This is a genomic window from Stutzerimonas stutzeri, assembly GCF_000952685.1.
Taxonomy (GTDB): Bacteria; Pseudomonadota; Gammaproteobacteria; order Pseudomonadales; family Pseudomonadaceae; genus Stutzerimonas; species Stutzerimonas stutzeri_E.
Map to the genome: position 1 here is coordinate 146,829 of NZ_JYHV01000014.1, position 19,071 is coordinate 165,899.

Annotated in this window: 17 protein-coding genes; 3 read left to right on the forward strand and 14 right to left on the reverse strand. The window is 61.0% G+C overall.

The window, feature by feature from the left end:
• Positions 1–10: 10 nt before the first annotated feature.
• From UF78_RS07515 to ccoN (UF78_RS07570), 12 genes are all read right to left on the reverse strand, one after another.
• Positions 11–739, reverse strand: coding sequence for a sulfite exporter TauE/SafE family protein (locus UF78_RS07515; RefSeq protein ID WP_045161469.1), 729 nt, complete (start codon positions 737–739; stop codon positions 11–13).
• Positions 732–941, reverse strand: a complete 210-nt coding sequence (gene ccoS, locus UF78_RS07520; RefSeq protein WP_045161470.1) for a cbb3-type cytochrome oxidase assembly protein CcoS — start codon at positions 939–941, stop codon at positions 732–734. The genes UF78_RS07515 and ccoS overlap by 8 nt, the downstream gene beginning before the upstream one ends.
• A gap of 51 nt (positions 942–992) precedes the next feature.
• Entirely contained in the window at positions 993–3,437 is a 2,445-nt protein-coding gene (locus tag UF78_RS07525) for a heavy metal translocating P-type ATPase (RefSeq protein WP_045161471.1), read from the reverse strand.
• A gap of 7 nt (positions 3,438–3,444) precedes the next feature.
• On the reverse strand, positions 3,445–3,948 hold the full coding sequence (locus UF78_RS07530) for a FixH family protein (RefSeq protein WP_045161472.1): 504 nt from the start codon (positions 3,946–3,948) through the stop codon (positions 3,445–3,447).
• Between the two features lie 11 nt (positions 3,949–3,959).
• Positions 3,960–5,372, reverse strand: coding sequence for a cytochrome c oxidase accessory protein CcoG (gene ccoG, locus UF78_RS07535; RefSeq protein ID WP_045161473.1), 1,413 nt, complete (start codon positions 5,370–5,372; stop codon positions 3,960–3,962).
• 136 nt (positions 5,373–5,508) lie between these two features.
• Entirely contained in the window at positions 5,509–6,426 is a 918-nt protein-coding gene (gene ccoP, locus UF78_RS07540; protein ID WP_045161474.1) for a cytochrome-c oxidase, cbb3-type subunit III, read from the reverse strand.
• On the reverse strand, positions 6,427–6,609 hold the full coding sequence (locus tag UF78_RS07545) for a CcoQ/FixQ family Cbb3-type cytochrome c oxidase assembly chaperone (RefSeq protein ID WP_045161475.1): 183 nt from the start codon (positions 6,607–6,609) through the stop codon (positions 6,427–6,429).
• Positions 6,610–6,615: 6 nt separating this feature from the next.
• Entirely contained in the window at positions 6,616–7,227 is a 612-nt protein-coding gene (gene ccoO, locus UF78_RS07550; RefSeq protein ID WP_045161476.1) for a cytochrome-c oxidase, cbb3-type subunit II, read from the reverse strand.
• A 12-nt stretch (positions 7,228–7,239) separates the two neighbouring features.
• Positions 7,240–8,667, reverse strand: coding sequence for a cytochrome-c oxidase, cbb3-type subunit I (gene ccoN / locus UF78_RS07555; RefSeq protein ID WP_045161477.1), 1,428 nt, complete (start codon positions 8,665–8,667; stop codon positions 7,240–7,242).
• 355 nt (positions 8,668–9,022) lie between these two features.
• Positions 9,023–9,958, reverse strand: coding sequence for a cytochrome-c oxidase, cbb3-type subunit III (ccoP, locus tag UF78_RS07560; protein ID WP_045161478.1), 936 nt, complete (start codon positions 9,956–9,958; stop codon positions 9,023–9,025).
• 99 nt (positions 9,959–10,057) lie between these two features.
• On the reverse strand, positions 10,058–10,669 hold the full coding sequence (ccoO, locus tag UF78_RS07565; RefSeq protein WP_045161479.1) for a cytochrome-c oxidase, cbb3-type subunit II: 612 nt from the start codon (positions 10,667–10,669) through the stop codon (positions 10,058–10,060).
• Between the two features lie 10 nt (positions 10,670–10,679).
• On the reverse strand, positions 10,680–12,104 hold the full coding sequence (ccoN, locus tag UF78_RS07570) for a cytochrome-c oxidase, cbb3-type subunit I (protein WP_045161481.1): 1,425 nt from the start codon (positions 12,102–12,104) through the stop codon (positions 10,680–10,682).
• A gap of 82 nt (positions 12,105–12,186) precedes the next feature.
• On the opposite strand from ccoN (UF78_RS07570), the gene UF78_RS07575 reads away from it, so the two are divergent.
• Complete coding sequence (locus UF78_RS07575) at positions 12,187–12,870, forward strand: alpha/beta family hydrolase (RefSeq protein ID WP_045161482.1); 684 nt, start codon at positions 12,187–12,189, stop codon at positions 12,868–12,870.
• Positions 12,871–12,948: 78 nt separating this feature from the next.
• On the opposite strand, the gene UF78_RS07580 is transcribed toward UF78_RS07575, so the two are convergent.
• Together UF78_RS07580 and acnA are read right to left on the reverse strand one after the other, a co-directional pair.
• Positions 12,949–14,517, reverse strand: a complete 1,569-nt coding sequence (locus tag UF78_RS07580; RefSeq protein ID WP_045161483.1) for a methyl-accepting chemotaxis protein — start codon at positions 14,515–14,517, stop codon at positions 12,949–12,951.
• Positions 14,518–14,704: 187 nt separating this feature from the next.
• A complete protein-coding gene (gene acnA / locus UF78_RS07585; RefSeq protein ID WP_045161484.1) occupies positions 14,705–17,380 on the reverse strand; it encodes an aconitate hydratase AcnA in 2,676 nt (891 codons plus the stop codon).
• 300 nt (positions 17,381–17,680) lie between these two features.
• On the opposite strand from acnA, the gene rlmM reads away from it, so the two are divergent.
• Positions 17,681–18,730: a 23S rRNA (cytidine(2498)-2'-O)-methyltransferase RlmM gene (gene rlmM, locus UF78_RS07590; RefSeq protein WP_045161739.1), complete on the forward strand. Its 1,050-nt coding sequence runs from the start codon at positions 17,681–17,683 to the stop codon at positions 18,728–18,730.
• Between the two features lie 64 nt (positions 18,731–18,794).
• Positions 18,795–19,046 (forward strand): sulfurtransferase TusA, encoded by a 252-nt coding sequence (tusA, locus tag UF78_RS07595; RefSeq protein ID WP_045161485.1) that lies wholly within the window; start codon positions 18,795–18,797, stop codon positions 19,044–19,046.
• Positions 19,047–19,071 lie beyond the last annotated feature (25 nt).

A 19,071-nucleotide genomic window follows, 5' to 3' on the forward strand; every position in this document is an offset into this window, starting at 1 on the left:
GAGCGTGCCGCTAATGGTGAAGATGTGCGGGCGCCTGCTGTTGGGGCGCATGAGTGCCGTGGCCCATGAGCCATTCTTGATGTGGGCCTGGCAATGTCCACAGGCCGAACACAATCACCATGGTTCCGCCGAGCATGCGTACGCCGCGTTTGCGTAGCATGGCAGTTAGGCGATCGGCAGCCAGGCCGGTGGCCAGGAGCACGGGCCAGGTGCCGATACCGAATGCCAACATTAGCAGTGCACTGTCCAGTGCGTTGCCCTGGCTTGCTGCCCAGAGCAAGGTGCTATAGACCAACCCGCAAGGCAACCAACCCCAGAGGGCGCCCAGCAACAGTGCTCGCGGCAGGCTCCTGACCGGCATCAGCCGGCTGGCAAATGGCTGGATATGGCGCCACAGGCCCCGCCCCAGCGCTTCGATACGCGTCAGGCCGCTCCACCAGCCTGCCAGATACAGGCCCATGCTGATCATCAGGAGCGCGGCTACGACGCGCAGCGCCATGGCGGCAGGGCTGTTGGCGACCGCCCAGCCGGCCAGCCCGATGAGCAGACCGGCACTGGCGTAGCTGAGGATTCGACCCAGGTTATAGGCGACCAGCAGGCGCAGGCGTCTGCCCCTTTGCTCCGGTGGAATCGCCATGGTCAAAGCACCCATCAACCCGCCGCACATGCCCAGACAATGCCCTCCGCCGAGCAGGCCGAGGACCAGGGCAGACACTAGCAGTGGCAGCAGTTCAGCCACGATCGGTTTTCCCTTTGTCGCTGCCGCCATCCGCCTGCTCGACACCGGCGCGGTGCTTGGGATCTTCCTCATCGAACAGGATGCTATGAGCGGGGCCGTCCAGATCATCGTACTGACCGCTGTCGACTGCCCAGAAAAGGACCCAGATGGCCAAGGCGACCAGAACCACGGCGACGGGGATCAGAATGTAAAGTGCGGCCATATGAGCCTCCAGAGCGTTACGGCAAGGCAGGGCGGACCAAGCGTGAGGCTTTTATCCTACGCTAGCCAGGGCTGGCTGATGGTGGGCGGAAGGACTCGGCAGTCGGGTCAGCCGCAAGGCGTTCAGTACCACCAGCAGCGAGCTCGCCGACATACCCAGGGCTGCCCATAGCGGGGTAACCCAGCCGATGGCGGCAAATGGCAGAATCAGGCCGTTGTAAAGACTCGCCCAGGCCAGGTTTTCGATGATGATTCGACGGCTGCGACGGGCCACGGCGAATGCCTGCACCAAGCTGTCGAGACGGTTACTGAGCAGGACCGCGTCGGCGCTGGTCTTGGCCAGATCGGTCGCCGAACCCATGGCCACACTGATGTTCGCAGCCGCCAGCACCGGTGCGTCATTGACGCCGTCACCCAGCATCAACACGCGACGGCCTTCGGCTTGCAGCCGTTGCAGGTGGGTGAGCTTGTCGGTTGGGGTCATCCCGCCATGTGCTTCGGCGATGCCGAGCTGGCGAGCGACCTCATCCACCATCGGCGAGCTGTCACCGGATAGCAGGACGGTTTTCCAGCCACGACGCCTGCATGCATCCAGTAGTGCGGGCGCGTCCTCGCGCAGGCGATCCTGGAGTACCAGCCACGCCAGCGGTCCCTGCATGTCGCCCAGCAGCAGCCATTGGCCATGGTCGCCGGGAATAGCCGGGGCAGTACCGGCGTAGCCGGCGGCAACGAAGTCGGGCTGACCAATGCGCAGGACGCGTCCATCGACCGAGCCCTGCAGACCCAGCCCGGGGACGTTGTCCACTGCATCGGCTGCTTGCGGCGCTCGGCCGAACGCTTTGGCGATCGGATGCTCGGAGCGGTTCTCCAGCGCGGCAGCCAGCGCTAGGCAGGCGTCGCCATCCAGGTCGGCCAGGGGGCGAACCTCGCTCAGGGTCAGGCGCCCTTCGGTCAGGGTACCGGTCTTGTCGAAAATCACCGTGTCAATGTGATTGAGCCCCTCGAGCACGTGCCCGCGAGTGAGCAATAGGCCAAGCCGGTGCAGCGTTCCGGTCGCTGTGGTCAATGCCGTTGGGGTCGCCAGCGACAACGCGCAGGGGCAGGTGGCAACCAACAAGGCGAGAACGATCCAGAACGCGCGTTGCGGGTCTATCTGCCACCAGACGAAGCCGACTACGGCGGCGGTCAGCAGCACGATCAGCAGGAACCACTGTGCGACCCGGTCGGCCAGTTCGGCCAGTCGGGGTTTGTCCGACTGGGCGCGTTCGAGCAGAGTCACGATGGCGGACAGGCGGGTGCCGTCGCCCAGAGCACCCACCTCGATGATCAGGCCGCCCTCAACGTTGAGGGTGCCGGCGGTGACGGTGTCACCGGTGCCTCGTGCCTGTGGCAGATATTCCCCGGTGAGGACCGATTCGTCGATGCTCGATTGTCCATGGACGATACGACCATCGGCCGGGATCAATGCGCCAGGATGCACCAACACGCGATTGCCGAGCTGCAGCTCGCTGAGCAAAATGCGCGTCGTTTGGCCGTCTTCAGAGAGTTTCAGACAGGACGTCGGCAACAGGTTGACCAATTGCGCGGTCGCCGCGGCGGTGCGTTCCCTTGCACGGCGCTCCAGGAAGCGCCCGGCGAGCAGAAACAGCGCAAACATACCTACTGCGTCGAAATACAGATCGCCCTGGCCGGTCACGGTCGACCAGATGCCTGCGACGTAGGCGCCGCCGATGGCCAAGGAAACCGAGACATCCATGGTCAGATGGCGGGTGCGTAGATCCCGTAGCGCGCCCTTGTAGAAGTCGGTACAACAATAAAAAACGATAGGGGTGGTCAGCAGCAGGGCGGTCCAGCGAAGAATGCTGGCCATGCCTGGCGAGAGGTCGATGTTGAACTCTGGCCAAGTCGCCATGGTTGCCATCATGACCTGCATCCAGAGCAACCCGGTCACTCCCAGTTGACGCATGCTGCGACGGTTTTCCTGTGCGAGGCGCTCTGCCGCCTGGTCGGCCTGGTATGGATGCGCGGCGTAACCGATGCGTCGGAGCTCAGCGAGCAGCTCGCTGAGCGGCAGGGCGGCATCGCTCCAGCGGACCCGCAGGCGGTGATTGGACAGGTTCAGGCTGGCCTCGGCAATTCCGTCGAGTCCGCGTAGATGTTTCTCGATCAGCCAACCGCAGGCGGCACAGCTGATGCCTTCGATCATCAGGGAGGTGCTGGCCAGTTCGCCTTCGTGCTGCACGAATGGCTGCTGCACGTCCTTGCGATCATAGAGGGCCAACTCTTCGGCGAGTGCCTGTGGCAGAGCGTCGGGATTGATGGAGGCATCGCTACGATGCAGGTAGTAGCTTTCCAGTCCGCCCTGAACTATCGCTTCTGCGACCGCCTGGCAGCCAGGACAACACAGCGCCCGCTGCTCGTTGAACACGCGGGCGTGGAAGGCGCTGCCAGCAGGAACAGGAAGCCCGCAGTGGTAGCAGGGAGTAGGACTCGCCATCGACCGATCAGTGGCTCAGCTTGAGCGTTTGGCCGCTTACGATTTCCTTTTCCTCGAACAGGCGCCAGTCCTGGTCGCCCTCTCGGCCGAGTAGCTCGACGAAACGTCTACCGGTGACCGGCTCCTGCATTTGCCCCTGGTAGAAGCCATCACCCTGGGGCTGGAGCACAATGCGGCGATCGCGCTCGGGCTGAGTGGGGGAGATCAGATTGAGCACCAGTTGCTGCGGCCCGCTGTGACCGCTCAGTTGCACCTCGGCCAGCCCTCGCGCGTCGTTCAGGACGATATTCGCCTGCATTTGCAGGCGCTCGGCGAGCTTCTCGCGCTCCAGTGACTGGTTAATACCCTTGCCGGCATCGTAATAATTGTCCGAGACCAGGGTGTCGGAATTGCGGATCGCGATGGTCAACATCGAGGTGCCGAGGATGACCGAGAGCAGCAGAATGCCAATGACGAACCAGGCCCAGAACTGGGTATACCAACGGGTGTTTTCGAGGTCGGGATTGCTCATGTACTACCTGTTCAGCGAATGCTTGGGCCGATAAAACGGCTTTCTGCTTCGTCTTCGATTGCGGAGTCGTCTGCCGATCTGATGTGGAAGACGATGTCGTTGGTGCTCGATGGAAGTTGTTCCGGTGCGACCGAGAGCTCCACCGGAACGGTGACCAGCTCACCGGCCTCGGCACGGATTTCGCGACGCCCCTCGTATTGCAGACCATCAAGACCGGTGGCCTCGATGATGAATGTCTGCTCGTTCTGCGCCTTGTTCATGACCTTCAGCGTATAGACGTTCTCGATTCTGCCTTGCTCGTTCTCGCGATACAGCACCCGATCCTTGAGCACATCGAGCTTGACCAGGGAGCGATCGCTCACCGCGTAGCCGAACACGCTCATCATCGCGATCAGCGCGACGGCGTAACCGATCAGGCGTGGCCGCACGAGGTGGGTCGTCTGTCCGGACAGGTTGTGTTCGGTGGTATAGCTGATCAGCCCGCGCGGGTAGTTCATCTTGTCCATGATAGTGTCGCAAGCGTCGATACAGGCCGCGCAGCCGATACATTCGATCTGCAGACCGTCACGAATGTCGATGCCGGTGGGGCAGACCTGGACGCACATGGTGCAGTCGATGCAGTCGCCGAGGCCCATGGCCTTGTAGTCGGCGTCCTTCTTGCGGGGTCCACGGCGCTCGCCGCGGCGCGGATCGTAAGAGACGATCAGGGTGTCCTTGTCGAACATCACGCTCTGGAAGCGCGCGTAGGGGCACATGTAGATGCACACCTGCTCGCGCAGATAGCCGGCGTTGCCATAGGTCGCCAGAGTGAAGAAGCCCACCCAGAATGCCGCCCAGCCGCCAACCTGAAGTGTGAACAGATCCGGCACCAGTTCGCGGATTGGCGTGAAGTAACCGACGAACGTGATGGCAGTGGCCAGCGACACGGCCAGCCAGATGACATGCTTGCCGATCTTGCGGGTGAGCTTGTTGGCACTCATCGGCGCCTTATCGAGCTTCATGCGCTGATTGCGATCACCCTCGGTGACCTTTTCCGCCCACATGAACACCCAGGTGAACACGCTTTGCGGGCAGGTGTAACCGCACCAGACGCGACCGGCGAATACGGTGATGAAGAACAGGCCGAAGGCACAAATGATCAATAGCGCGGAGAGCAGGATAAAGTCCTGCGGCCAGAACGTTGCGCCGAAGATGTAGAACTTGCGCTCGGGCAAATCCCAAAAGACCGCCTGACGCCCGTTCCAGGTCAGCCACACGGTTCCGAAATAGAGAATGAACAGCAGCGCGCCGCCGACGAGTCGCAGATTGCGAAACAGGCCGGTGAAGGAGCGGGTGTAGATTTTTTCGCGAGCAGCGTAAAGGTCGGAAGACGAGGCGACCTTGGCAGGAGGGGTTACATCATGAACGGGGATTTGCTCGGACATCGAATACGTACCACGGCGGAGGGTGAGTGTCCCGGTCGATACGTGCCGGCCGGGATCTTTTGCTTACCTGCTGCGAATGGTACGCCTCGATTGTTGATATCAGGTGCGACCGTCGGTCGCGCCTGAATCAGTCGGATCAGTTCTCCGACTTCTGCGAGAGGCTGTACACATAAGCGGCCAGCAGGTGCACTTTGTCGTTGCCAAGGTGTTCTTGCTGGGCTGGCATGCGCCCGTTTCGACCGTAGCGAAGCGTCTGCTGAATCTGTCCGAAGCTCGAGCCGTACAGCCAGATATTGTCGGTCAGATCGGGCGCGCCCATTGCCTGAGTGCCTTTGCCTTCAGGGCCATGACAAGCTACACAGTTCGTCGCGAAGATTTTTTGACCCTGCTCAATATCGGCGCTGATGCCCTCGGGAACGTCACGGCCGGACAGGCTCCGAACGTAACCGGCAACGTTGCGAATGCCTTCCTCACCCAGCACATCGCGCCAGGCCGGCATGGCTGCCTGACGGCCTTCCATGATGGTGGTTTTGATGGTTTCAGGCGCGCCACCATACAGCCAGTCGTTATCGGTCAGGTTAGGGAAGCCATAGGCGCCTTTGGCGTCAGAGCCGTGGCAGACGGAGCAGTTGGAGGCGAACAGTCGTCCCCCCATTTTCAGGGCCTGCGGGTCCTGGGCAACTTCTTCGACCGGCATCGCCGCGAACTTGGCGTACAGCGGACCGTATTGCTCGTTGGCCTTGTCCACTTCGCGCTGCCATTCCTTGACTTGGGTCCAGCCGCCCTCATAGCCGGGCAGGAGACCTTTCCAGTTGCCGAGGCCCGGGTACAGGGCGAGATAGCCAAGGGCGAAGATCACGGTGGCGACGAACAGCATGAACCACCAGCGTGGGAGCGGATTGTCATACTCCTCAATGCCATCGTAGGAATGGCCAACGGTTTCTTCGGTACTGTCGTGGCGTTGTCCCTTGCGAGTCGCGAGCAGCAGCCAGACCAGTGCGGCAATGGTCCCCAGGCTCAACAGGGTGATGTACCAACTCCAAAACGTGGTCATTTATTTCTTACTCCTGGAAGCTTCTTCATCACGCTTCTTGGTGTCGGGCTCATCTGCGAAGGGCAGGTTGGCGGCTTCATCGAAGCTTTTCTTGCGCTTGCTGCTGTAGGCCCATAGCACGACGCCAACGAAGGCGACGAAAACCAGAACGGTGCCCAGACCGCGGAGAGTCCCGATATCCATCGTGCGTTACCGTTTGTTGGTGAGTGCAGTGCCAAGTACTTGCAGGTAGGCGACCAGGGCATCCATTTCGGTTTTGCCCTTGACCGCGTCCTTCGCACCGGCGATGTCTTCTTCGGTGTAAGGCACGCCTACGCTGCGCAAGGCTTCCATCTTCTTGGCGGTGTCCTTGCCGTCGAGGCTGTGCTCGACTAGCCAGGGGTAAGAAGGCATCTTCGATTCAGGCACAACGTTGCGCGGGTTGTAGAGATGCGCGCGGTGCCAATCGTCGGAGTAACGGCCGCCGACGCGGGCCAGGTCCGGACCGGTGCGCTTGGAGCCCCACAGGAACGGATGGTCGTAGACGCTTTCGCCCGCGACGGAGTAGTGGCCGTAGCGCTCGGTCTCGGCGCGGAACGGACGGACCATCTGCGAATGGCAGCCAACGCAGCCTTCGCGGATATACAGGTCACGACCTTCCAGCTGCAGCGCGGTGTAGGGCTTCATGCCTTCCACCGGCTCGTTGACCACGTCCTGGAAGAACAGCGGGACGATCTGGGTCAGACCGCCGATGCTCACCGCCAGGACCATGAACAGGGTCAGCAGACCGACGTTCTTTTCAAGTATTTCGTGATTCTTCATTTATTCGTTCCCTCAGGCGATCTGCGCGGCGGCTTCGAGTTCAGCCGGCTTGGCGGCACGCACGGTGCGCCAGGTGTTGTAGGCCATCAGCAGCATGCCGGAGAGGAAGAATGCACCGCCCAATGCGCGAACCATGAAGCCAGGATGGCTGGCCTCCAACGCTTCGACGAAGGAATAGGTCAGGGTGCCGTCTTCGTTGATCGCACGCCACATCAGGCCCTGGGTAATGCCGTTGACCCACATCGAGGCGATGTAGAGCACGGTGCCGATGGTGGCCAGCCAGAAGTGCGCGTTGATCAGACCGATGCTGTACATCTGTTCACGGGCGAAGACTTTCGGAATCAAGTGATAGATGGCGCCGATGGAAATCATCGCCACCCAGCCGAGGGCGCCGGCGTGTACGTGGCCGATGGTCCAGTCGGTGTAGTGGGATAGCGCGTTGACGGTCTTGATGGCCATCATCGGACCTTCGAAGGTCGACATGCCGTAGAACGCCAGGGAGACCACCAGGAAGCGCAGGATCGGATCGGTGCGCAGCTTATGCCAGGCGCCGGACAGGGTCATCATGCCGTTGATCATGCCGCCCCAGCTCGGTGCCAGCAGGATGATCGACATCACCATGCCCAGGCTTTGCGCCCATTCAGGCAGTGCGGTGTAGTGCAGGTGGTGCGGACCGGCCCAGATGTACAGGGTGATCAGCGCCCAGAAGTGAACGATCGACAGGCGATAGGAATAGACCGGACGGCCAGCCTGCTTGGGTACGAAGTAGTACATCATGCCCAGGAAGCCGGTGGTCAGGAAGAAGCCCACGGCGTTGTGGCCGTACCACCACTGCACCATCGCATCGGTCGCGCCCGAGTAGATCGAGTAGGACTTGAACCAGGTAACAGGTACTTCCAGGTTATTGACGATATGCAGCATCGCCGTCACCAGGATGAAAGCGCCATAGAACCAGTTGCCTACGTAGATATGGGCAGCCTTGCGCTTCATGATGGTGCCGAAGAAAACTACCGCATAGCTAATCCAGACGATAGCCAGCAGGATGTCGATAGGCCATTCCAGCTCAGCGTATTCCTTGGAGCTGGTGAAGCCCTGCGGCAGCGTGATCACGGCCAGAACGATGACCGCTTGCCAGCCCCAGAACGTGAAGGATGCGAGTCCGTCGGAGAACAGGCGGGTCTGGGAGGTCCGCTGAACCACATAGAAGGACGTGGCCATCAATGCACAACCGCCAAACGCGAAAATCACTGCGTTGGTGTGCAGCGGGCGCAAACGACCGAAGCTGGTCCAGGGCAGGTCGAAGTTGAGTTCAGGCCACACCAGCTGTGCGGCGATAAACACACCTAGGCCCATTCCGATAATTCCCCACACCACCGTCATGATGGCGAATTGGCGAACCACCTTATAGTTATATGCAGTCTCACTTATTGCTGTGCTCATGCAAGGCTTCCACGCTAAAGGCATATCAAGGGGCAAAAACGGCGGCAAGTATGGAGAAAGGAGGGGGGCAATGCAATCGACGCCCAGGCCATCTCGTGCCGTTCGGACCCTGATCCCAAGCGTTTTCCATGCTCTTTGCAGGGTCGTTTATCACATCATGCCGATGTGCTGAATCGAGGGTTTCGCCTTGTAGTTCTGCGGGGGTTCGGCGAGTGGCAAGACTATAGAAGCAGTCAGGCTGATGGGCAAAGATGGCAGAGGCTGGACGGTCTGCGACAGAGCGTCGCACTGCCACCTTTTGGGGCGGGAATTGATACAGAACAGGGCGGTACGACCTACCGCCCTGTAAGAGGTTTTACTGCTTCGCCAGGCGTTCTGGGTGTTGCGAAAGGCTGTACACGTAGGCGGCCAGCAAGTGCACTTTGTCGTTCCCCAGATACTGTTCCTGCGCCGGCATCTGACCGTTGCGTCCGTGACGAATGGTCTGTTGCAGCTGCGGCAGGCTCGAACCATAGATCCAGCCGGCGGGGTTGGCCAGGCTCGGCGCGCCCAATGCGGCTGTGCCTTGACCGTTAGCGCCATGACAGACCGAACAGGTCTGCGCATACACCTGGGCACCTGCTGCCATATCTGCATCACTGCCTTCCGGCAGGGGCAGACCGGCCAGATCAGCGCGCACATAGGCTGCGACATTCTTCACGCCGTCTTCACCGATGACCTGTCTCCATGCCGGCATCGCCGCAACGCGACCGTGGAGGATTGTCGCCTTGATGGTTTCCGCGTCGCCACCCCAGCGCCATTCACTGTCCGCCAGGTTGGGGAAGCCGTTCGCGCCTTTGGCATCGGAGCCGTGACAAACCGAGCAATAGTTGGCGAACAGACGACCGCCGATCTTCAAGGCCCTTTCGTCTTGGGCGACCTGCGCGACTTCCATAGCGGAGTACTTGGCGAAGATCGGGCCGAATTTCGCATCAGCCTGGTCGACTTCGTGCTGCCACTGCTTGGTTTGGGTCCAACCGCCCTCGTAGCCTGGGAGTACGCCTTTCCAATTGCCCAGGCCGGGATAAAGCACCAGATAGAGAATGCCGAACACCAGCGTGCCGATGAACAGCATGAACCACCACTTGGGTAGCGGGTTGTCATATTCTTCGATGCCATCGAAGGAATGACCCATGGTCTTGTCGGTCGTGCCGGCGGACTCGCCCTTGCGGGTGGCGAAGATCAGCCAGAACAGAGCGACAATGGTGCCCAGCGTCAGCAGGGCGATGTATCCACTCCAGAAAGCGTTCATTTGTTACTCCTGGACAGCCCGAACGCTCGAACTGCCCGCGATGTTAGGTCCCTGACGGCTGCCCCTGCAGCGCGTCGTTCTCGATAGCCTGGTGTTGTGTCAGCGCTTGTTCTGCAGCGCGGTGCCGAGCACTTGCAGATAAGCCACCAGCGCGTCCATCTCGGTTTTGCCCTTGACGGCAGCTTCGGCGGAGGCGATGTCCTCGTCGCTGTAGGGCACACCAACGGCGCGCAGCGCTTTCATTTTCTTGGCGGTGTCCTGGCCATCGAGCGTGTCCTCCACCAACCATGGGTAGGAGGGCATCTTCGACTCGGGCACGACGTTGCGCGGGTTGTAGAGATGCGCGCGGTGCCAGTCGTCGGAATAGCGGCCGCCGACGCGGGCCAGGTCCGGGCCGGTACGCTTGGAGCCCCACAGGAAGGGATGGTCATAGACGCTCTCGCCGGCCACCGAATAGTGACCGTAGCGCTCGGTCTCGGCGCGGAATGGGCGGATCATCTGCGAGTGGCAGCCAACGCAGCCTTCGCGGATATACAGGTCACGACCTTCCAGCTGCAGCGCGGTGTAGGGCTTCATGCCTTCCACCGGCTCGTTGACCACGTCCTGGAAGAACAGCGGCACGATCTGGGTCAGGCCGCCGATACTTACCGCCAGCGCCATGAATAGGGTCAGCAGACCGACATTCTTTTCGAGTATTTCGTGCTTCTTCATTCTCTGCTCCTCAGGCGATCTGCGCGGCGGCTGCGTATTCGGCTGGCTTGGAGGCACTTACAGTGCGCCAGGTGTTGTAGGCCATCAGCAGCATGCCGGCGAAGAAGATCGCACCGCCGATCATGCGCACCACGAAACCGGGGTGACTGGCTTCCAGTGCTTCGACGAAGGAGTAGGTCAGGGTGCCGTCTTCGTTGATCGCGCGCCACATCAGGCCCTGGGCAATGCCGTTGACCCACATCGAAGCGATGTAGAGCACGGTGCCGATGGTGGCCAGCCAGAAATGTGCGTTGATCAGGCCGATGCTATGCATTTGCGGCCGGCCGAAGACTTTCGGGATCAGGTGATACAGCGCGCCGATGGATACCATGGCAACCCAGCCGAGGGCGCCAGCGTGTACGTGGCCGATGGTCCAGTCGGTGTAGTGGGACAGCGCGTTGACGGTCTTGATGGCCATCATCGGACCTTCGAAGGTCGACATGCCGTAGAACGCCAGGGAAACCACCAGGAAGCGCAGGATCGGGTCGCTGCGCAACTTATGCCAGGCGCCCGAGAGAGTCATCATGCCGTTGATCATGCCGCCCCAGCTCGGTGCCAGCAGAATCAGCGACATCACCATGCCCAGGCTCTGCGCCCAGTCCGGCAGCGCGGTGTAATGCAGGTGGTGCGGGCCGGCCCAGATATAGACGGTGATCAGCGCCCAGAAGTGGACGATCGACAGTCGATATGAATACACCGGACGTTCGGCCTGCTTGGGTACGAAGTAATACATGATGCCGAGGAAGCCGGCAGTCAGGAAAAAGCCCACCGCATTATGGCCGTACCACCACTGCACCATGGCGTCGGTGGCACCGGAGTACAGCGAGTACGACTTCATCGCGGTGACCGGCACTTCCAGGTTGTTGACCACGTGGAGCAGCGCGACGGTCAGGATGAAGCCGCCAAAGAACCAGTTACCTACATAGATGTGCTTGACCTTACGGGTGGCCAGGGTGCCGAAGAACACCACCGCGTAGGACACCCAGACGATAGTAATCAGGATATCGATAGGCCATTCCAGCTCGGCGTACTCCTTGGAACTGGTGTATCCCAGCGGCAGGCTGATTGCGGCCAGCAGAATGACCAATTGCCAGCCCCAGAAGGTGAAGGCCGCCAGCTTGGGTGCGAATAGCGTGGTCTGGCAGGTGCGCTGGACGGAGTAGTAGGAGGTCGCGAACAATGCGCAGCCACCAAAAGCGAAAATCACCGCATTGGTGTGCAAGGGTCGCAAGCGACCGAAGCTGGTCCAGGGCAAGTCGAAGTTGAGAAACGGCCAGGCCAATTGCGATGCGATGAGAACGCCGAGCCCCATCCCGACGATTCCCCACACCACCGTCATGATGGCGAATTGGCGGACCACCTTATAGTTGTAGGCGGTACTGGTTGCTGTGTTCATGTATGGGCTTCCATCCACGGTAGTGAGCATGTTTTTGTTGCGCTGAGCGGGACATTTCTTTCGATCGAAAGCGAGGGCAAGGATGGGCAAAGGGCAAATGGCCGGTATTGACGCCGATCAATACTCACAGGGCGGTGAAATTCCGTTCGTCCGGGTCGATCAGCCGCAGGGGGGAGCTCGCAGCAGCCTGATCCTGGCGCATGGCGCGGGCGCGCCGATGGACAGTCCCTTCATGCAGCAAATCACCGAGCGGCTTGTAGCCCGGGGCATTGCCGTGTTCCGCTTCGAGTTCGCCTACATGGCCGAACGGCGGGCGACCGGGCGCAAGCGCCCACCCAATCCGCAAGCGCAGCTGTTGCAGCAGTGGCGGGGGGTATACCAATCGGTGCGACAGCAAACCGCAGGCCGCCTAGCGATCGGTGGCAAGTCGATGGGGGGACGGATGGCGAGCCTGCTGGCCGACGAACTGAAGGTCGAGGCACTCGTGTGTCTGGGGTATCCCTTCTACGCTGCGGGCAAGCGGGAAAAGCCCCGTGTGGCGCATCTAGCCGAACTGCGCACGCCCACCCTGATCATCCAGGGTGAACGCGACGCGCTGGGTGATCGGAATACCGTCTCTGGCTATTCGCTGTCACCCGCGATTCGTTTCCATTGGCTGACGGCAGCCGATCATGATCTCAAGCCGCTCAAGAAGTCAGGGCTGACCCAGGAACAGCACCTGGACAGTGCCGCGGACGTCGTCGCGGCGTTCTTGCTCCGCCGCTGATGGCATCAGTGGAAAGTAGAACGCCCGTCGCAGTCCTGCGAGCGGGCGTGTCGTGTGGCGACAGGGCCAGGCTCGCATTCAGCGGTTGAAACGCTCCACCAGCGAGTACTGCGAATGCGCCGTGGCGGCCAAGCCCTCGGAAAGTAGCGCCGAGCTCTGTGCATCTCCCGATGTCTGATCGGCGAGGCGAGCAATGTTGCTGACGTTGTGGCTGATCTCCTCGGCAACCGAACTCTGCTGCTCGGTTGCCGAAGCAATTTGCGACGTCATGTCGATGATGCGTTCTACTGCCGTAGTGATGCCCGAGAGCGCCTTGTCCGAATCGATCATCCGTTCTACGCCACGGTTCGCCTGTGCACGGCCTTGCTCCGTCGTCTCGACGGCCTGGCGCGCCTGTAGCTGAAGCTTTTCGATCAATTGATGGATCTGACCCGTGGCGGCGGAGGTGCGCTGGGCCAACTGGCGGACCTCGTCGGCGACCACTGCGAAACCACGGCCGCTTTCCCCGGCACGGGCCGCTTCGATGGCCGCGTTTAGCGCGAGCAGGTTGGTCTGGTCGGCGATGCTTTTGATCACGTCGACCACGGTACCGATCTCATCGCTGTTCTGTGCCAGCTCCGCCACCGCATCGCCGGTTTCCTTCACGGCATGAGCCAGCAGCTCGATAGCCTTGCGGGTTTGGCCACTGATTTCCTGCCCTTGGGCAGCAAGCCGGTTGGCTTGCTCGGTGGCCTCTGCCGCCAGGGCCACGTTGCCCGCGACTTCCTGGGTCGTCGCGGCCATCTGGTTAATGGCCGTGGCGACCTGTTCGGTTTCGTGATGTTGACGAGCCAGACCATCCGAGCAGCTGTGTGCCAACTCATCGGCCTGTTTGGCCTGCTGCTGTAGTTGTACAGCGCTGTCCTGCAGGCGAGTCAGGCAAGTTTTCAGGCGCGCATGTTCGCTGAGCATCGCCATTTCCAGGCGGGCTTCAACGCCATGGCTGTCGGTGTACATCTGTGCGATCAGAGGATCGCTGGTGGATTGCTCGGCCAGGCGCACCAGACGGTTCACCCCGCGCATCTGCCAGTGACGCCCAGCGAGGCCCAGTGGCACGGAAAGCAGCGCGGCCAGCGCAAAGCCCCAAGCATGATCGAACCATGTGCCGATCATGAACCCGATCTGGCTGATGACGATGAAGGGTAGCCAGTTGATCGCAACCGGCATCCACTTGTCGCGCTGCGGTACACCGCTCTTGCCGGCGTTGAGGCGCGCATAGAGTGCTTCGGCGCGCTGCACCTGTTCGCGTGTGGGTTTGGTGCGGACCGACTCATAGCCGATGACGGTGCGCTGCATGTCCAGCACCGGCGTTACGTAGGCATTGACCCAGTAGTGGTCGCCGTTCTTGCGTCGATTCTTGACGATGCCCATCCAGGATCTGCCGTCCTTGAGCGTGGCCCACATGTGCGCGAACACGGCGGATGGCACATCGGGATGACGGATCAGATTGTGTGGAGAGCCGATGAGCTCGCTGCGCTCGAAGCCGCTGACTTCGGCAAAGATGTCATTGCAATAGCTGATTTTGCCTTTCAAATCGGTTGTGGAAATCAGCCGTTGCTGGTCGGGGAACGCATATTCGCGCTGGGTGATGGGCTGGTTGTTTCGCATTGGGTACGCCTGGCAGTTCGGGGAGGGGCTGGTGCGTGTCTTTCTTGTAACGTGGTCGGCTGACCAACTTTTTTAACGGCCGGCCACTGGATAAATTGAGCGCGGTTCGACAGATGGCCCGCTCAGAGCGAAACGCCCGCGGCAGCTGGGCTGCGAGCGGGCGTTTTGGTGCTACAGGTGACGGGTTTCAGGCTGCGATCAGCTGTCTCAACACATAGTGCAGGATTCCGCCTGCCTTGAAGTACTGCACCTCGTTGAGCGTGTCGATGCGGCAGAGCACCTGGAAGTTATCCCGCGAACCGTCTGCGCGCTGTATATCCACGGTCAGCAGCTGGCGGGGTTTGATATCGGCGCCCAGGCCACGAATAGAGAGCTGCTCATTGCCAGTCAGGCCCAACGACTGCCGGGTCTGATCGCCGACGAACTGTAGCGCCAGCACGCCCATGCCGATCAGGTTGGATCGGTGGATGCGCTCAAAGCTTTCCGCAATCACCGCCTTGACGCCGAGCAGGTTGGTGCCCTTGGCGGCCCAATCCCGACTGGAGCCGGTGCCGTATTCCTTCCCGGCAACCACCACCAGCGGCACGCCTTCAGCTTGATAGCGCATCGCCGCATCGTAGATCGACATCCGCTCGCCGCTGGGTTGATGAAGCGTATTGCCGCCTTCTTCGCCGCCCAGCATCTCGTTCTTGATGCGGATGTTGGCGAATGTGCCTCGCATCATCACTTCATGATTGCCCCGACGCGAGCCGTAGGAATTGAAGTCTTCCGGTTTCACCCCCAGTTGCTGCAGATACAGTCCGGCTGGTGAGCTGGCCTTGATGTTGCCGGCTGGCGAGATGTGGTCGGTGGTGATGGAGTCGCCAAACAGCGCCAGGATGCGCGCATTTTCAACATCTTTCGGCGGTGCCGGCGGCTGGCCGATGTCTTCGAAGAACGGCGGGTTCTGCACGTAGCTCGAATTATTGTTCCATTTGTAAGTATCGCCTGCGGTCACGGCAATAGATTGCCAATGCTCATCGCCACTGAACACGTCCGCGTAACGTGTACGGAACATCTGGCCATCGATCTTGCTGACGGCTTCGTTCACTTCGGCGCTGGTGGGCCAGATGTCCTTGAGATAGACCGGACGATTCTGTTCGTCGTAACCCAGCGGGTCCTTGTCCATATTGATTCGCGTGGTGCCGGCCAGCGCGAACGCCACGACCAAGGGTGGCGAAGCCAGCCAGTTGGCCTTGACCATCGGATGCACGCGCCCTTCGAAGTTGCGGTTGCCAGACAGTACCGAGGAGACGATCAGGTCGTTCTCGGTGATCGCCTGGCCGATCGCGTCGGGTAGCGGACCGGAATTACCGATGCAGGTGGTGCAGCCATAACCGACCAGGTTGAAGCCGAGTTGGTCCAGATAGGTCGTCAGGCCGGCGCGCTCCAGATAATCAGTGACCACCTTGGAGCCTGGCGCGAGCGAGGATTTAACCCAGGGCGCGCGTTTCAGGCCGCGCTCGAGTGCCTTCTTGGCCACCAGGCCGGCGGCCATCAAGACGTTCGGGTTGGAGGTGTTGGTGCAGGAGGTAATCGCGGCAATCACCACCGCGCCGTGTTTGAGATCGAAGCTTTCGCCGACGACAGGCACCGCCGTGTCTGCATGCTGAATCTTGCCGCTGGTTTCCAACAGAAGATCGAAGCTGGCACCGATGTCACCCAGCGAGACCCGATCCTGAGGACGCTTTGGCCCCGCGAGGGAGGGCTGGACCTGACCGAGATCGAGCTCCAGCGTAGCGGTGAACACCGGGTCCGGTGAGTTGCTGTCGCGCCACATGCCCTGCGCCTTGCTGTACGCCTCGACCAGAGCGATGCGGTCCGGATCTCGGCCTGTCAGGCGCAAGTAATCGATGGTGATCTGGTCCACCGGGAAGAAGCCGCAGGTGGCGCCGTATTCGGGCGCCATGTTGCCGATTGTAGCGCGATCGGCGAGCGGAAGATGATCCAGGCCCGGGCCGAAGAACTCGACGAATTTCCCCACCACGCCGTGCTTGCGCAGCATCTGCGTGACGGTGAGCACCAAGTCGGTAGCCGTGACGCCTTCGTTGAGCTTGCCAGTCAGGCGCATGCCGATGACTTCGGGGATCAGCATCGACACCGGTTGGCCGAGCATCGCCGCTTCCGCTTCGATACCGCCCACGCCCCAGCCCAGTACGCCGAGGCCGTTGATCATGGTGGTGTGCGAATCGGTGCCGACCAGGGTGTCCGGATAGGCGATGGTTTCTCCATCCTCTTCTTTCGTCCAGACCACCTGACCCAGGTATTCGAGATTGACCTGATGGCAAATGCCGGTACCCGGCGGTACCACGCGGAAGTTGTCGAAGGCCTGCTGGCCCCAGCGTAGAAACTCGTAGCGCTCTCCGTTGCGTTGCATTTCGATCTCGACGTTCTGCGCGAACGAGCTGTTGCTGCCGAAGCGGTCGACCATCACCGAGTGATCGATGACCAGGTCCACGGGTGACAGTGGGTTGATGCGCTGAGGGTCAGCACCGGCACGTGACACCGCATCGCGCATGGCCGTCAGGTCGACCACTGCGGGAACACCGGTGAAATCCTGCATCAGCACCCGCGCGGGGCGATACTGGATTTCGCGTTCCGATGTGTGAGTCTTCAACCACACCGCCAATGAAGTGAAATCGTCGGTGCGTACCGTGACGTCATCTTCCCAGCGCAACAGGTTTTCCAGCAGCACCTTGAGCGAGGTCGGTAGGCGGCTGATGTCGCCGAGCTGCTTCGCCGCTTCGGGGAGGCTGAAGTAGTGATAGGTTTTGCCGTTTACATCGAGGCTTCGTCGGCAATTCAGGCTGTCCAGGGATGGCATTCGTCTCTCCTTGTGCCCGCACGGTCGGGCTGGCTGAGTAGGGAGCGGTCTGTTGAAGCTAGCCCTTGGCGAATCATTTCGCCACGAACGGGCCGCCGATCCAGTTGGCAATGGAATCCGGGCCAAGGCATCGAGTGATGTACAGCAGGCAATGCCGTATGCAGCCGCAATTATTCCGAGGTGACTGTTCACTGGACCGGGGCAGTAAGCCCCGGGTTCCCCAGTCGGCTATCATGCGCGGCTTTGGTCGCAGAGCGCTTCGACGCTATTGCACCTTTGCGCGACAACAGGGTTCGTACCATGAATACATTGCTGCTGCATTGCCGCCCAGGCTTCGAAAACGAAGTCTGCGCCGAGATCAGCGACCAGGCCGCCCGACTGAGCGTGGCCGGCTACGCCAAGGCGAAACCGAACAGTGCCTGCGCCGAGTTTATTTGCAGCGAGCCGGAACAAGCGCAGCGCATGATGCGCGGCGTGCGCTTCGCCCGCTTGATCTTCGTTCGGCAATGGGCGCGTGGCGAGCATCTGGCATTGCCAGAGACCGACCGTATCGGCGTATTGCTCGAACACCTCAAGACCTACCCAGTATGCGGCAGCGTCTGGCTCGAGGTGCTGGATACCAACGACGGCAAGGAACTGTCGAACTTCTGCCGTAAGTTCGAGGCCCCGTTACGCAAGGCGCTGACCAAAGCCGGGCGGCTGGTCGAAGATGGCCCGGGGCCGCGCCTGCTGCTGACTTTTAAAAGTGGTCGCGAGGTATTTCTTGGCATTGCCGAGGCAGAGAACAGCGCCATGTGGCCAATGGGCATTCCCCGTCTGAAGTTCCCTCGGCAGGCGCCGAGCCGCTCGACACTGAAACTGGAAGAGGCCTGGCACCACTTCATTCCCCGTGACCAGTGGGATACGCGATTGGCGCCTGGGATGACCGCGGTGGACCTGGGTGCCTCGCCAGGCGGCTGGACTTGGCAGTTGGTCAACCGGGACATGGAAGTGATGGCGGTGGATAACGGTCCGATGAACGAGGAATTGCTCGAATCCGGTCTGGTCGGCCATTACCGAGCCGACGGGTTCGCTTTCCGTCCGAAGCGGCCGGTGGACTGGATGGTCTGCGATATCGTCGAGAAGCCGGCAAAGAACGCCGCCCTGCTGGAAACCTGGATCGGTGAAGGTTTGTGTCGAGAGGCGGTGGTCAACCTCAAGCTGCCAATGAAACAGCGTTACGCGGAGGTGAAGCGTCTGCTGGAACGCATCGCCGATGGGCTTGCCGAACGAGGGGTGAAAGCGAGCATTGGCTGCAAGCAGCTTTACCATGACCGCGAGGAAGTGACCTGCCATTTGCGTCGCCTGTGACGCGGCAGCGGGTGACCGCATGATCTGTCTGGGCGACAATGCCGTTCTGTTTTAGGAGCCTGTGATGTCTCAATCTGCTGAACTGTCTGCCGACGCGGTGCTCGATGCCAGCGGCCTGAACTGTCCCGAGCCAGTGATGATGCTGCACAACAAGGTGCGCGGACTCGGCGGCGGCGAACTGCTCAAGGTGATCGCAACCGATCCGTCCACCCAGCGTGATATTCCCAAGTTCTGCGTGTTTCTCGGGCACGAGCTGGTGGAGCAACAGATCGAAGAGGGCACCTATCTCTACTGGATCCGCAAGAAGACCGACTGAGCGTGCTGCTCGGTCTGAAACCATC

What these genes read in the sequence shown, in the direction of transcription:
- ccoS (WP_045161470.1), bottom strand. Translation starts at nt 941, where the DNA reads ATGGCCGCACTTTACATTCTGATCCCCGTCGCCGTGGTTCTGGTCGCC.
- ccoP (WP_045161474.1), bottom strand. Translation starts at nt 6,426, where the DNA reads ATGACCACGTTTTGGAGTTGGTACATCACCCTGTTGAGCCTGGGGACC.
- ccoP (WP_045161478.1), bottom strand. Translation starts at nt 9,958, where the DNA reads ATGAACGCTTTCTGGAGTGGATACATCGCCCTGCTGACGCTGGGCACC.
- UF78_RS07530 (WP_045161472.1), bottom strand. Translation starts at nt 3,948, where the DNA reads ATGAGCAATCCCGACCTCGAAAACACCCGTTGGTATACCCAGTTCTGG.
- rlmM (WP_045161739.1), top strand. Translation starts at nt 17,681, where the DNA reads ATGAATACATTGCTGCTGCATTGCCGCCCAGGCTTCGAAAACGAAGTC.
- UF78_RS07545 (WP_045161475.1), bottom strand. Translation starts at nt 6,609, where the DNA reads ATGGATATCGGGACTCTCCGCGGTCTGGGCACCGTTCTGGTTTTCGTC.
- UF78_RS07580 (WP_045161483.1), bottom strand. Translation starts at nt 14,517, where the DNA reads ATGCGAAACAACCAGCCCATCACCCAGCGCGAATATGCGTTCCCCGAC.
- UF78_RS07575 (WP_045161482.1), top strand. Translation starts at nt 12,187, where the DNA reads ATGGGCAAAGGGCAAATGGCCGGTATTGACGCCGATCAATACTCACAG.
- ccoG (WP_045161473.1), bottom strand. Translation starts at nt 5,372, where the DNA reads ATGTCCGAGCAAATCCCCGTTCATGATGTAACCCCTCCTGCCAAGGTC.
- UF78_RS07525 (WP_045161471.1), bottom strand. Translation starts at nt 3,437, where the DNA reads ATGGCGAGTCCTACTCCCTGCTACCACTGCGGGCTTCCTGTTCCTGCT.
- ccoN (WP_045161481.1), bottom strand. Translation starts at nt 12,104, where the DNA reads ATGAACACAGCAACCAGTACCGCCTACAACTATAAGGTGGTCCGCCAA.
- tusA (WP_045161485.1), top strand. Translation starts at nt 18,795, where the DNA reads ATGTCTCAATCTGCTGAACTGTCTGCCGACGCGGTGCTCGATGCCAGC.
- ccoO (WP_045161479.1), bottom strand. Translation starts at nt 10,669, where the DNA reads ATGAAGAAGCACGAAATACTCGAAAAGAATGTCGGTCTGCTGACCCTA.
- ccoN (WP_045161477.1), bottom strand. Translation starts at nt 8,667, where the DNA reads ATGAGCACAGCAATAAGTGAGACTGCATATAACTATAAGGTGGTTCGC.
- acnA (WP_045161484.1), bottom strand. Translation starts at nt 17,380, where the DNA reads ATGCCATCCCTGGACAGCCTGAATTGCCGACGAAGCCTCGATGTAAAC.
- ccoO (WP_045161476.1), bottom strand. Translation starts at nt 7,227, where the DNA reads ATGAAGAATCACGAAATACTTGAAAAGAACGTCGGTCTGCTGACCCTG.